Raw genomic sequence first — 15,174 nt, 5'->3', positions numbered from 1 at the left:
GTTGATTGGAAAAGTATATTTGGAGGAAGTAGCATTTTCAAAAATTGGGAATGTAGTTGAAGTATCAGGAAGAAAAATAACTATTATAATAGATAGTGATAAAAATTTAAGTAACTTATTTTTTAAAGGGAAGATTTATAGGAATGTAGGAATAGGTAGTTATTTAAAAATAAAAAAGGATTATGTTTACATTATAGTTAAAATTGACAAAGAATTTATAAAAGAGAAAACAATAATTCGTGAACAATATAAGCCAAATAATAGTACTGTTCATGATAGATTTGTAGAGGCTTCCGTTATTGGATTCATAAATAACAAAAGGTTTATAAGAGGGGTTAGGGAATTACCATTTTTGTATAATGAAGTTTTTTTAATGGCTGAAGAAGAGGTAAGGGAAATTTATAATGTAAATAGTAACTCTTCAATTACACAAAAGGTTAGTATTGGTTCTGCTCTTTTTGATGATGTGGAAGTAGAGGCTGACGTTTCAAAACTTTTTGCTAGTCATATTGGTATATTTGGTAATACTGGTAGTGGAAAATCAAATACTCTCGCCCGAATTTATTATAACTTATTTCAGTTAGGATTAAATTTTAATAATAAGAGTAAATTTGTACTTGTTGATTTTAATGGGGAGTATAGCCATGACGAAGTTATTACTCACCAAAAGGAAAATATTATCTTGTCAACCAGAACACCTCACAATAAACTTAAAATTAAAAACTCATGGTTAGATGATGAATTTTGGGCAATTATTCTTGAAGCTACAGAAAAAACACAAAAACCTTTTCTTAAGAGAACATTAAATTATATAGAGTATTTAAGAAAAGATGAGAATATTCAAACTGTAAGGCATATTATAAATACACTTGTAAGTAAATTTAAAAACATTCTTAATAAAAATGGAATTGGAAATAAAGAGTTAGATGCATTAAGCGTTCTAAAAACTTGTATCTGTGATTTTTTTAATTTAAATGAAAACGATGAACATATCGAAATTCTAAGAAGTTATAATTTGCATAACAATACGCTGTGTCGTGAGCGAAACATAGTAAACGACAATACACATGGCTACATCGTCAACGGTAACGGGAATATTTATTTTGGTCCACATAATGTAAATAATATTAATATTGAATCTCAAAGATTTAAGGAAAAACTGGATAGTATGCTTACTGAAGCGACTAATGCATTTTCATACTTAAAATTTTTTGAGGTAACATTGGGTTTAAAGTTAGTAGATGATGTCCTGAAAAGCTTTGTACAATTTGAACATATTTCCCCACTATTTACTCGATTTAATAAAAGAAAAAATGAACTGAATAAGGTGCTAGAATTTAGTGAGGTAGGTTTTACAGCCTCTTCTTTAGAAGGAAATTTAATTTGTATTTCTTTAAGAGATGTTAATTTGGATATGAGAAAAATTATCCCGATGCTTATTACTAAAACAGCTTATGAGGAACACAAAGCAACTCATAATAACAATGGGCAAACCTTACATCTAATTATTGATGAAGCACACAATATTTTATCAAGTAATTCTTTCCGAGAATCAGAAAGTTGGAAAGATTACCGCTTAGAGGTTTTTGAAGAGATTATAAAAGAAGGTAGGAAATTTGGTGTTTTTTTGACCATTTCGAGCCAAAGACCTTCTGATATTACTAATACTATAATTTCACAATTACATAATGTGTTTATCCATAGGTTAATTAACAATAATGATTTGCTGACTATGAGTAAAACAATTTCTTTTCTTGACCAAGTTTCTTTTGAATCAATTCCAATCCTACCACCAGGTGGATGTATTTTTACGGGTATTGCTACTGACTCTCCCATTGCTATTCAAATACCGATATTAAATAATGGGTTACAACCAAAAAGCCAGACAGTAGACTTAACTGAGTTATGGAATAATTAGCTCTTGTAAGCAGAGGTAGTTAAAAGAAAGATTTTATACGGATGTTAAGTGGAACAGCCTCTAATTAGGCTGTTTTTTTAAAGTAAATTTCTTTTAATAATCCATTCATATTGGATTATTTATAAAAAAACTTGGAGATAATAATAATTTTAGGTTTAAATGACTTCTCATCTGTCCATAAAGGATGTGAAACTAATTAATCATTGAAGAGGGGTCAATTTTATGATAGGAATAATCTACAAAGAAACTAACGTAGTAAATGGTAAAGTCTATATTGGACAAACTACAAAATCCTTAAACGAAAGAATATATGAGCATCTAAGGGATGCAAGGAAGAAAAAAGGTTTCCATTTTCACGATGCTATTCGAAAATATGGAGAAGATAATTTCCAAGATATAAAACACCAAGTAAAACAATTGGTACATGAGAATTTACATAGGGAAGTTACACCAGAAACAAAATATAATTACTCAGGTATTTATATGATATACATAGACAATTTTACTTCTAAAAAGATTGTCCCATTTTATATAGGACAATCAACCAATATACAAAGAAGATTTAAAGAGCACTTTTCAGAAATTATTGCTTTAAATAGGCTTTCTTATGATGAGTATTATAAATATTTCTTTTCAGAGTCTGGTTCTTTTTATGAAGGGGGGTTTAAATCGTGTAAGATTTTTAAGTATATGATTGAAAATCATTGCACTTTAGAGGACTTTCAAATGGTTGTATTAGAAGAGGTAGAAAAAGAGTACTTAGATGAAAAAGAACAGGAGTATTTCCAAAGATTATTGCCTTTATTTTTTGGATTTAATCAATTGAATTCTTTTATATATGAACTTAAGTTCCGTTTTTCAAACACACAAATGAGTAACTCCTAATTAGATTATTATTTGGGGATATTACTTGAAGATATTAAAGGTATTTATTCAAATTATGAATATGGATTTACTAGATTTAATTTTGAACATTCGATGATTAAAGATATTTCATCTCTATTGAAAATGTATGAATCACCAAGTAATAAAAATCTTTTGTTATATGATGAAGTGAAATTTAAGCTGGATGATTTATTCAAATTTTATAAACTTGACATTGAAAAAGATGAATTAAAAAGGAAAATTGAACTTTTAGAAGAGAATAGGAAGAAATTAGAAGTGTTCTGGAAGCTTGCTGATAATGAATATAACTTGGCGTTAAATCAATTGAAAACAGAATTAACTGAAAAGTCCAAAGAACTAAATATCTACTCAAATAAAATACCAAAAAAATAATTTTATTTCTAGCATATTCTCTAATGAAAAATATAAATATAGAGAACGTTTTAATAAATATTTAAAAGGAAAAAAATGTAAAAAAGATTTTTATGAAATGTTTAATGCCTTGATAATAAATGTTAATAAAATGTTATTAGAATTAAACAGTAGAAAAGACCTTTATAGAGAGGCTTTTGATTTATATTTCAAAACAGTGAACAAAAATTTGTATGATAGATATAAAATGATATTCCCATCTTGGCAATTTGAATCATTTTCTTTAGGGGATAGGACTAATAATCTTTCAATTAATTTAAGTGAGGATACTGATTTATTAAATACGTGTCATATCTAAATATATATTTCAAATGATGGAAACAGCAGAAGTATTGAATACGATAAAGAACCGCATATTATTAGGTTAGATTATTGTTACATTGATAATAAAGGAAATAAAAAAGAAAATGAGTATTACATTGATAATGAGACCACAAGAAATTCTCAGTCTGGGATAAATTATATAGAAAAAGATTATTATAAGCGGTTTGTCTTTAAACCAGAAAAGTTTAAAATTTCTAGCGAGAAATATGGTTTAATGGAAGACTCTATTATTTCTGTTTCAGCTGAATATAAGCATGGGATAAATGATTACACATTAAAAGACAAAGAATTAATAAAATTATCGGTTAATATATATATAAGTGGTAAACTTTAGCCTAAGAGGTGTTTAAATGAAAATTGTCTTTGTTTGGGTAGAGACATATAAAAAATTTAAGAATTTTCAAACTTCATTTAGTGGAAAATATAAAATTAAATATAATGGGAATAAATTAGTTGTATCAAAAAACAAATTATTTTTAGAGAATTTTTATAAAATAAATGAACGTAGCAATGATATAAATTTATCTGCTGTTGTTGGAGAAAATGGGACTGGTAAATCTACTATTTTAGATATGATTGTAGAGTATATTAGACATGGAATGTTTTCGTGTAATTATATTTTTGTGTTTGAAAGTGATGGAAAGATTTTTATTGATAGTAACTTTGAATTAAATCATATTGAAATAATTGATAAGAACGTTGAATATGAAGTTATAAAGGATAAGCCATTAGATAATTTTTTTGAAAATCAAGTAACTATATTTTTTTCTAATGTTTTCGATGTAAGATATTTCGAGTACAACAAGGAGTTAAGAAGAAAGTATGAAAATAAAAGGTTAAAATATTTACCGCAATTTAAAAATATTTCAACAAATTCTTTATTAGCAAGTTATAGTCCCGAGGATTTATTGAATCAAGATTTTAGTAAGCAAATATTTTTTGTAAATGAATATAAATCCATTTTAGAGGTAGAAAAACTAGTTAACATACCTGAGAAAATTTATTTAAAACCCAATTCTATAGAAAATCACTTTGAAAATCTAACTCTTGAATTGGAGTCATTTATTAAAGCATTTAAGAATGAAAATGTTTCGAATATTTATTTTAATGTTAGTATGGAAAACAGTTTTAAAGAAGAAATTCTTACAATCCTTATTCAAAGTTTTTGTATTCAAATTGGATATCTTTTAAATAATTATGATATAGATGACGAAATTATTATTGATACATATTATAATGCTAAAAAAGGAAATAACTTCTTGGAAATTATTTTTAAGAATTTAATTAAAGAAGTAAAAATACATGAATCTAGTAATGATATTTTAAAATCCATCAAAAAAAGGCTCGATAATATTTATAGAGATTATCAAAATCTATTTAAATTCATAAATGATGTATTAGATTTTCATTCTGATGAGATGGGTAACTATCTAAAGTCAAATTCTACAATTACTAATGCATTCATAAATTTTTATAAAGAAAGGTTTTATTCTACAAGTATATTAAGTTTTTATTGGTCTGAAATGAGTAGTGGACAATTAAGCTTATTGAATTTATTTGGTAGATTTTATGATTCACTTAATGAAATTCAACAAGATTTAATAGATGAAGAAAATTATTCAGAAGAAAGTGAAGAAGCTAATTTATCTTTAAAAGATTTTAATTATTTATTGCTGATTGATGAATGTGATTTATACTTTCATCCACAATGGCAAAAAGATTGGTTGTATTATTTTTTAAAACTAATTGAAATTTTATTTAAGGGTAATATTCAAGTTATTTTAACAACTCATTCACCATTTATATTATCTGATTTTCCGAACACAAATGTTACATTTTTATCCAATATTTCAAAACCGCTAACAGTCAATAATGAAATTGAGGGAAGTTCAAGAACTTTTGGTGCTAATATAAATGAATTATTTACAAATTCTTTTTTTATTAACGATGGTTTAATGGGAAAGTTTGCCAAAAATAAAATAAACAATTTTATTAGAGATTTAATGAACACTACTCCAGATGATGTATTAATAAATAAATCCGAATTAAAAACGTTTATTGATTTGATTGGTGAACCTTTTATTAAAAATAAGTTATTACAAATATATAATGAAAAGTTACAGTTAGCTTCTGATGACGAAGTCGAAAAAAGAATAAAATATTTGGAAACGGAATTAAATATTTTAAAACAAAGAAGTGGTTTGAGTTGATTCAATTAAAAATAAGCGATGAAATATTAGCTAAGCATGAAGAATTTATATTTGGAACAAACAGGGAAAAAGAAGATAGAATTTACCAAAAGGTAATCAAAGCCTATCAAAATGAGAATAATAGACATGCTAGAAATGTTTACAGCTTTATATTAAATAGATTTAAAGATATTGTTTTAGGCGATATTAAAACATTAACTCACTTAAAAAGGATATATAGCTATCTAGTAAACTCAATCCCTAGTTCTAATATTAGAAAAAAACTTGTTGAAGACCTTGAAATTTTCCATAAAGAATATAAATATTTCTATAAATCAGTAGGATGGAATGCGTATCTTTATCAAAAATTATTAGGTATTAACATTTGTCCTTATTGTGCCACACAATTTATATTTGTTTATGAGTCTGATAATGGAAATACCCGTGGCACATTAGACCATTTTATTGATAAAGCTAAATATCCTATTTTTTCAATATCTATTTATAATCTGATACCTAGTTGTAAGGTATGTAATTCCGATTTTAAAGGAAGTAGAGAAGCTAATATTAGAAACAATTACACACCATTTGAAGAAAATATTATTGAATATATCACTTTTAAGAGAGAAGTTATTCATCGTCAAGAAGAAGAAATATCCCCTAGTACTGTTATAGATATCAAAAAAGAATATAAAGATGAGATAGATTATGTTTCAATGTTTTTAGGGATGAATGAAGATTTTAATATCAAAGTAGATTATTCAACTGCCCCTAAAGAGATTGCAAGAAAAATTAAAGGTAACATCGAGTTATTTCATATAGAAGAAATATATAATGCTTATCACAAAAATTACATACAAGAATCAATAAGAAAAGCGTACTTATATAATCACTCATATCGAACACAACTATTAAATTCGTTTAATAAATTTTTTCAGAGTGAAGAGGAACTTAAAATGGCAATAATGCCAACAGTTGAAGATGATAGAAAGAATATTTTGGGGAAATTAACAAGAGATATTGTCTATCAAGAAACAAGGGGATTCACTTTATAAAAAAGTTTTAGTAAGTTAGAAAGTAATTTTGTCCCAGAACCAAGTTCTAATAAAAGTCTCTAAAGATGGGGATATAAGTGTTTATGTAAATGAAAACTTATTAATATGTATTTGACACCTCAGATGACCTATCTAGCAATTAGTAAAATTTTGCACTATCCTTAAAGAATTAGTCCCTCAAGGTACCCTCATGAAAAAGATTTGGGATAAAAATAAAATAAGCATTTTATTAAATTTATGAATGGAGAAGGAGAAAAAACGTATAGAAAGCGGAAAATCAAAAAGTGAATTATGTGGTAGGCACTCATTCTTAAGGTGAGTGTCTTTTTTATGGTTAGGGGGGAGGGTTTACAAATTGATTTCTGAGTATTTTAGTCGAGTAGTGGTACAACACTTCCACTTAGTGACCATTATTTATTTGTGTATCTATCCCGCAAGCCTATAAGTGATATAGAAAAAGAGAGAAAATACCCTAATACTATGGTTATAATGAAGTAACAAAACACAAAATTGTCCATTTGAAATTTGTTGGAGAGATACTAATTTACCTAGACTTTAATGAGCTAATTTTCTATAAAACATATAAATTAGGAGGCTATAATGAAAAAGGTTGGAGATTGGACTTTTCCTGAGATTGATAATTTATTAGGCAGAAGAGAGATTACAAAATCAACTTTTATAGGTGTATGGGGACTGCCAAAACAATTACATAATGAATTCAGACAATATGAACTCGGAGGTGGGCTATATATTGACTTTTTAGGCAAAAGTTATCCTGCAAGAATTACAGACACCCTTGCAAACCTTAATTTGGATTTTTCAGCTAGTTACCTTCAAGATGAGATAGCTGAATTATTAAAAGAGGAAAAGGAAATTCTATTTTCTAATTATATAAAAAGGGAAAGAAAACGGTTGCCAAAGAGTGAAAAAGTCTATATTGATTTATTTAAGGAACCTTATAAGATAGAAGGAGTAGAGCGACCAGGATATAATTACGTGTTAAAAATACATAGGCAGCAACCAGAAAGCGATAAATATACAAAGGACTTAATTAAGGGGATTGATGAGGAAGAAATAGAAAAAATCTTAAATTCAAACATGAGCAATGAAGAATTTGATAAATGGTTAGAAGATATTAATAGTACTGCTGAATTAAGGTTAAAAGAAGGTATAAAGAAAATAAGACTTTATCAAAAAAAAGTAATAAAAGATTTAAAATTTATATATAAGGGATGCTGTCAAATATGTGGATACTCAACATTAAAAGAGTATAGAATAGATATATCGGAAGCACATCACATCCAGCACTTTTCTAAAACATGTGATAATTCACCCCAGAATATTATAATTCTTTGTCCAAATCACCATAGACTACTCCATCGTGTAGATTTTAACTACCATAGAGAGGAACAACAATTTACTTTTGGTAAAACTGTCTTAAAAATTCAGTTTGACAAACATTTAAAATAATACTTAAGATAGAATCAGTGACTGGGAAGACAGCAAAAATGCAATAGTCACTGTAAAAATAGAAAAAACATATATAGCAAAAGTAGATATGTAAAATAATTGATATTATTTTAACGGTGGTTAGGGGTGGAGTAAGAAAGCTATTCTGAACTTCAACTATTAATTGTACTTTTATCCTATCTTTACTGAAAATTAAATATTATAAAACATAACCAGAACACAGGGGGGCTAGCATAAGGTAAGTTTATTATCCACCCACCCATAGTTTGTAAACTTAAACTTTTTGAATTATATAGTAGCTGTGCAACTACCGTAATTTGAGTTGAAAAATCAAAGTGAAAACCTATGAGAACCTCTTATTTAACACTCCTTTTATTGATTATTTTATATTGGTAAAGTAACATTAAACTGAAAGGTTCTGAACAAGACCGTGTGTATCATAGAGGTTAGACTGTGTGGTACATCGAAAAAGCACATGATATGATTGATTACTAGGGGGCTGAATGGGGTACTGGTGTCCTCCACAGTCTTCAAAACTGCTAGAGATCTGCGTACCAGGTCTGGTGGTTTCGATTCCCCACGCAGTCTCTCGAAACCAATACTATCAAGGCTATTGATGCTATTTTAACGGTTGAGAATAGGAGTTTATTTTCCTAAAATGTGTAAGAATTACATATGTGGACAGTAAATGGACACAAGTTCAAATTTAAACATATTACTTACGAGCTGCTCAAAATGCTGGGCAGCTTTTCTTTACATGTGAGGAATACGTGTGAATATGTATCCGCCCAATTACGGGATGTCCTAATCGTTCTGAGACCCATTAGGGGATTCCATTGCTTTATAGCTAACAATGGTAAAACAGTGGAAAAATAACAACTTGTTGTACATTTAAATGCCAGATTTTATTTTTTCCTAGTGCTATGAATGCTCTTTAGGCTTTGAAGGTTGAGTGACTAGAAAGATTATCCTAGTTAAAAGGGACGTGTAATGAAAATGATTTTTTAGAAAAAGTTATTTTGATAGTAAATCTAGGAAAATGAAGATTAGTGTCGAATATTATTAAGATAGTGAATTTTTAGCAAGGACATTTAATAAATGATAAAAATAAACAACTTAATAGAATATGGTTATGAAAGTTAATATTTAGATTTAAAGTAAAACAATATTCTAAAGAACAACATAGGGACCTTATAGCTGACATTATCGCAATGGCTAATTCTCGTTAGGAATGAGATAAATTATTTCTAACAGGGATAATAGATAGACCTAAAGGAAAAGAAATAAAAGGTGTCAGAGTAGAGAATTTTATAGACTCATCAACATAAATAAGGTTATTAAAGGTAATGGACAGAAAATATATTTTGATAATTTTTTAATAGGAATTTGAGATTAGAGTATTGTACCTTAAAACTACTTTGTAAAATATAGCTGAATTTTTTTATGGAGGTAACTCTTTTTGCCTAATTATAATAAATTAGTTCGCGACTATATACCAGAGATCATTAAGAAGACCGGGAAACAATATTCTACAAGAATTCTAAATGATGAAGAATACATAAGCGAACTTAAGAAAAAGAGCTTTGAAGAACTAAATGAATATGTGATTACTGAAAATGATCATAATGCTATAGCAGAACTTGTAGACCTATTAGAAATTATTCGTGAATTAGCTGAAATTCATGGAGCGTCTTTTGAAGAAATTGAAAGAGTACGTCAAATAAAGGCGGAAAAACGAGGGGGCTTTAAAAAGAAAATTTTCTTAATAAAGGTTGAGGATGAATAAGTGCTAGTAAACACATAGGCACTAGAAATGTATTTGATTCAGAAGATCGTACTTCGGAGTGATTTATAATGTTAGAGAATATTGTGATTGAATTATCCAAAAGGATAAAACTTGTTAAAACCTTAAGTACAAAAAAAGAAAATAAAATTACTAAGTTTGATGAAAAGGGAATATATGTTGAAACCGGATCCTCAAGAAATAAATTTCAAAATGGTGAGAAACAGGTCCCTTATGAGTACATTTTCTATGATTTTATAAATGAAGGTTGGCAAGAATTCTTAAAGAAGTCTAAAAATGTTACAGCAAATGACTTTGTTAAGACTAGAGGAAGAACCTCATTCTTAATGGCCTTTTTCTCGAATCTACCGTTTGTTGAGGCTTTTGTAAGTGGGAAGTCTACTACTATATCGTTACTGGAATTCCAAACAGATCAGTTACCAAATGTTACCTATGAAAGTGTAATAGGATTTTTAGAGGAAGTCATTTCGGGGACATTAGAACCTTCTCAATTAAACCAGCTATATGACGGTAACTTATATCGAGTTAAATCAAGAAGTAGACAGGATGCCCGATTATTAGGGTTTATCAATGAATTTAATGAATCAAATCAGTTCGAAATGAATGAATATAGCACCGCTGAGAATAAGGAAGAATACATAAAAAGGGTCCTATTAAATCTAGGGTATTTTAGAGTCGCTTTGATTTGTTTGGATTTACTAAAAGGATTATCTAAGAAAGATAGAAAGTTGGCCCTTGAAGAATTAGGAATGCTCATTGTTCGTAATTCACGAGGAGACAATTTAATGGTGGAATCGGTTGCAAAGGAACGGACCAACAATCTGCTTTTATGGTTAGAACATACTAACTTGATTGACCACGACTGGTTACCTACCGAAAATTACTTTGATACTCTAAGCAACAAGGAGAATGTAAGCATGAGTGATATAAGAAATAGTCTTTTAAAAGTAATGAATGAATATCTTAGTGCAAAACGAGATGGGTTTGGTGGACATCCCCTTGGAGCATTTGTCCGTAATGATATACCTAAAGAATTTTACCATTTAGATTTTATTGATTCATCAAAATATACGGTAACCGGTTCAGTTGGTCAAGGAAATTGGGCTTCTGTTCCATGGATAGCAGTCATGAACAGAAAAATTACTGTATCCACCCAGCGAGGCTATTATATTGTATACCTCTTTAGTGAGGATATGAAAAGTGTGTACTTAACACTTGCCCAAGGAGTAACGGAAACCTCAAAAGAAGAGATGCAGCGAATAAAGGACGAAATCCGTGATTCTATTTCCATTTCAAGTAAAGTCAAGAAAGAAGATCATATAAACTTAGGAAATAGTACAAAAGCCAGACAATATGCGGAGTCCACTGCGGCCTATATACACTATCGACTTGACGAAATGCCAAATGAAACGACCTTGATTGAGGATCTCAAAGAAATGGTCGATATTTATGAGCATTACATAACCTTGAAAGAAGGCTATCAAACTCAAGAAACCATGAATACCGATGGATTAATGGTTCGTGAAACTGAAGAAGTTAGCTTGAATGACCAAGAATTGATTCATCATATCTATTCTTACATAAGAAGTAAAGGTTTCTTTTATAAAAAGGAAGAGGTTATTAATCTTTTCCTTTCATTAAAGACTAAACCCTTTGTAATCCTCTCAGGAATATCTGGTACCGGTAAGACAAAAATGGTTCAATGGTTTGCTGAAAGTGTTGGAGCAACGGAAGAAAATGGTAAATTTTCCTTGATACCGATCAGACCAGATTGGAATGATGGTTCTGATTTACTTGGTTATGTTGATATTAAAGGAGAATTTAAGGAAGGTCCACTTACAAAGGTAATTAAAAGAGCAGTGGATCAGCCTAACTTACCATTCTTTGTTTTACTAGATGAAATGAACTTAGCTCGTGTGGAATATTATTTCAGTGATATTTTAAGTGTCATGGAAAGTAGAAAATGGAAAGATGGTCAAATCGTCTCTTCTAACTTGTTATCAAAAGAAATTGCAGGAACAGACCTTAAACTCCCTAATAACCTCTACATTATTGGTACTGTTAATATGGATGAAACGACTCATCCATTTAGTAAGAAGGTGTTGGATAGAGCTAATACAATTGAGTTTAATCGAGTAGAACTTGGGAACCTTCTATTTTTATCGGAACAAAATCAAGTAGAGCCTATTGTTATCGGTCAAGAATCCTTTGAATCTAATTACCTTCATTTAAAAGACGTTTATTTAGGGAATAAAGATTTAGTTGAAAAGGTGACGGGAGAATTAGTAAGAATAAATGAGGCTCTCCAGTTAATGAGTGCTCAAGTTGGCTACAGGGTACGCGACGAAATATGTTTTTACATGGCCTATAATTCAGAAAGCCAATTATTAGACTTTGACCAAGCATTAGACCATTGCATATTACAGAAAATATTACCTAGAATTGCCGGAAGTGATTCCCGGGTTGATCAACTGTTAAGAAACCTGTTTCAACATTTTACGAATAGACAGTATGAAGAGGATATTGATTTCTCGGGAACTCAGCTTACTGGTGCAAAATATCCTTTAAGTGCAGCGAAGGTCATGGAAATGCTGAGGAGGTTAGAAGATGGCTTCACTTCCTTCTGGATATCGTGAGGATGTGGAATTAGTTCTGGTTGAAACCGATGGGCTATCTCTTATTTTAAAAGGAAAACCCTACCATGAACGGTATGAAGGTTTAAAACAATATCGGAGTATGGATTTTCATGATGGAATGAAATTTTTAGTCCAAGGTGAGAACATACAAGATATTAAAGTGTACGATATTAATCTCCAAGATCTTGTGGAACCTAATGGGGTTCGACCGATATTTTTTGAAAATGGTATTTATCAACTGATTGTTTTACCGAAGAAAAATCAAGAATTGAGTTTTAATCATGAGCATCCGCTATTAAGACAATCAGTATCACCTGTAAAAGTTGGTCAGCAAACCATGCTCATGGGGAACTTACAGTTTCAAAATGAAGTTGGACTCACCACTTTTGAAATTCGAATAGATAATAAAAAGGTATTAGAAGTCACGATAGAAATATTTCCAACCAAGCTAGACTATAAGAATGATTATAAAAAACTGTTAGACGAAGTAAATGATGAGATCTATAATCTTGCCTATCATTTTATTCGCAAAACTTATTTAGGAGCTAAGCTAAAACTGGACGGAAAACCTTCTCGAGCAGAATTTTATCGTCTGGTTAGTCACCATTTCCGACAGTTTTTACAAGCGATTTCTCGTATTGAACATCAGCCGCATCATAAGCTAGAAAAAACGTATGAACATGCGAGAGGGGATCAATTAAGGAAGCTAGACTCGACAAGCAGGAATTATTTACGAAAGAGATCCAATCTATTCGTTGAAGTAGAGAAGGGGATACTCTTTGAAAATACCAACATTATGCCAGTTAAAGGGTTAAATATTAAGAAGCATTTAACCTACGATACAAATGAGAACAGATATGTAAAGTGGATGATGGATCGCTTAATACATAAGCTCCAAGATTTGCTGAAGTCCATCATGAGTTATAATCATCGATCGTTTGAAGCTCCTGATTCTGATCTGGTTAATCGGATCAAAAAGATGATTACCCTAATTGAAGAAAAGTTAAAAAATCCTTATTGGTCTAAAATAGGGAAGTTAGATCGTTCGGTTATGAGTTTGGTGCTTCAAATGGCACCGGGATATCGGGATGCCTTTCAAATCTACTTAACTGTATCAAAGGGTTTAGTACTTGAGGGCAAGATCTATCAGATGTCAGTCAAAGATGTAGCCACCTTATACGAATACTGGACCTTCCTTAAACTTGGACAAATCCTTGGCCGAAAATATAAGCTCATAAGTCAAGATATTGTACAGGTGAATAGAGATGGATTGTTTGTGAACTTAGAAGCAAACAAAATGGCCAAACGAGTATATAGACATCCGATCACAAATGAGGAAATAACCCTGACCTATCAGAAATACGAAGGGGGTTTACCAACCATTCCTCAAAAGCCAGATACGATGTTAAGTATCGAAAAAAAGGGAAAGAACTACAAATATAATTATATATTTGATGCGAAGTACAGAATTGATTACGCCCAATCTGACAGCTACTATCAAAAACGCTACAAAACCCCGGGGCCAATGGAAGATGATATCAATACGATGCACCGGTATAGAGATTCGATTGTGGCAGAGGAGGTCGATGGCCCTTATGAAAGAACGGCCTTTGGCGCTTATGTTCTGTTCCCTTGGTTTGATGAACAAACCTATCAGGATCATCATTTTTACCAGAGTATTGATAAGGTGAATATTGGAGGACTTCCGTTTCTCCCCAATGCAACAACATTAGTCGAACGTTTTGTCGAAAGGTTAATTGACAAAAGTCCAGAAGAAATCCAGAAGGAAGGTATTTTACCTCGGGGAACATTAGCAGAATGGAAATCAAATTTAGATGAAACGGTTTTAGTAGGTTTAGTACCAATTCGGGAAGATTATGAGCAATTTATTCGAAAGAGCCATTATATTATCCCTATTGAGAAACTGAAAAAAGGCTGGCAAGATGCCAAGTATGTAGCCCTTTACGTCAAAAGTGGAATTGGCGAAGAAAATGGAATTTCGATTTATGGAAAAATTCATTCAGTTCAACCAGCAAAGGCTGGTGAGATAGATGTAATGAGTTTTGAGATCGAGTATTGGATGCACCTTAAAACGATAATAAAGCCGGTTAATTATGGGATATCGAGCTATGTTCTTACCACCCTTAATTCGTTACAAGAAGCAACAGAGCTTCCTGAGTTGTTTATGAAGTCAGAAGAAGAAATGATTCTTTGGCGAATGTTGAGACGGGTCTCAGATCAAATTAAACTTGACCTTGATGATGCGTACCTTGATCATGCATCCCAAGTAAGTGAGTATGGTATAAAAGAGATTAAAGTTAGGATGAACAAGACTGAGGGTATAGTTGAGTTTGTCAAAAATGACGTGCCGAAGGTTGTGGAAATAGAGGAACTACACAAGAATCCTACTAGAGTTTTTAGAGTTCTAATGGATATGGTGGCTAAGTGAAGATTATCCCAT

The 15,174-nt window shown here is 30.4% G+C and carries 9 protein-coding genes; all 9 read left to right on the top strand.

The window, feature by feature from the left end; genetic code table 11:
• Position 1 precedes the first annotated feature (1 nt).
• On the top strand, positions 2-1,918 hold the full coding sequence (locus AA0X95_RS16550; protein WP_413299684.1) for an ATP-binding protein: 1,917 nt from the start codon (positions 2-4) through the stop codon (positions 1,916-1,918).
• Between the two features lie 222 nt (positions 1,919-2,140).
• A complete protein-coding gene (locus AA0X95_RS16545; RefSeq protein ID WP_413299682.1) occupies positions 2,141-2,803 on the top strand; it encodes a GIY-YIG nuclease family protein in 663 nt (220 codons plus the stop codon).
• 12 nt (positions 2,804-2,815) lie between these two features.
• On the top strand, positions 2,816-3,196 hold the full coding sequence (locus AA0X95_RS16540; protein WP_413299680.1) for a hypothetical protein: 381 nt from the start codon (positions 2,816-2,818) through the stop codon (positions 3,194-3,196).
• A gap of 713 nt (positions 3,197-3,909) precedes the next feature.
• Complete coding sequence (locus AA0X95_RS16535) at positions 3,910-5,769, top strand: AAA family ATPase (protein WP_413299678.1); 1,860 nt, start codon at positions 3,910-3,912, stop codon at positions 5,767-5,769.
• Positions 5,766-6,803 (top strand): hypothetical protein, encoded by a 1,038-nt coding sequence (locus tag AA0X95_RS16530; RefSeq protein ID WP_413299677.1) that lies wholly within the window; start codon positions 5,766-5,768, stop codon positions 6,801-6,803. Before AA0X95_RS16535 ends, AA0X95_RS16530 begins: the two co-directional genes overlap by 4 nt.
• 600 nt (positions 6,804-7,403) lie before the next feature.
• A complete protein-coding gene (locus AA0X95_RS16525; protein ID WP_413299675.1) occupies positions 7,404-8,273 on the top strand; it encodes an HNH endonuclease in 870 nt (289 codons plus the stop codon).
• Between the two features lie 1,459 nt (positions 8,274-9,732).
• A complete protein-coding gene (locus AA0X95_RS16520) occupies positions 9,733-10,059 on the top strand; it encodes a phosphoribosyl-ATP pyrophosphohydrolase (RefSeq protein WP_413299673.1) in 327 nt (108 codons plus the stop codon).
• Positions 10,060-10,127: 68 nt separating this feature from the next.
• Positions 10,128-12,713 carry an MrcB family domain-containing protein gene (locus AA0X95_RS16515; protein WP_413299671.1) on the top strand — a complete coding sequence of 862 codons (2,586 nt, stop codon included), beginning with the start codon at positions 10,128-10,130 and terminating at the stop codon, positions 12,711-12,713.
• The gene (locus AA0X95_RS16510) at positions 12,685-15,162 is read left to right on the top strand and encodes a DUF2357 domain-containing protein (protein ID WP_413299669.1); all 2,478 of its coding nucleotides are present in this window, start codon (positions 12,685-12,687) and stop codon (positions 15,160-15,162) included. The genes AA0X95_RS16515 and AA0X95_RS16510 overlap by 29 nt, the downstream gene beginning before the upstream one ends.
• The last annotated feature ends 12 nt before the right edge of the window (positions 15,163-15,174 follow it).

Source organism: Neobacillus phoenicis, from assembly GCF_047302305.1.
In the GTDB taxonomy this organism is placed as follows: Bacteria; Bacillota; Bacilli; order Bacillales; family Cytobacillaceae; genus Neobacillus.
This window is presented reverse-complemented; position numbering and strand designations above follow the sequence as displayed.

Coding starts and splice junctions, on each gene's coding strand:
- AA0X95_RS16525 (WP_413299675.1), top strand. CDS start 7,404: ATGAAAAAGGTTGGAGATTGGACTTTTCCTGAGATTGATAATTTATTA.
- AA0X95_RS16510 (WP_413299669.1), top strand. CDS start 12,685: ATGGCTTCACTTCCTTCTGGATATCGTGAGGATGTGGAATTAGTTCTG.
- AA0X95_RS16545 (WP_413299682.1), top strand. CDS start 2,141: ATGATAGGAATAATCTACAAAGAAACTAACGTAGTAAATGGTAAAGTC.
- AA0X95_RS16535 (WP_413299678.1), top strand. CDS start 3,910: ATGAAAATTGTCTTTGTTTGGGTAGAGACATATAAAAAATTTAAGAAT.
- AA0X95_RS16515 (WP_413299671.1), top strand. CDS start 10,128: ATGTTAGAGAATATTGTGATTGAATTATCCAAAAGGATAAAACTTGTT.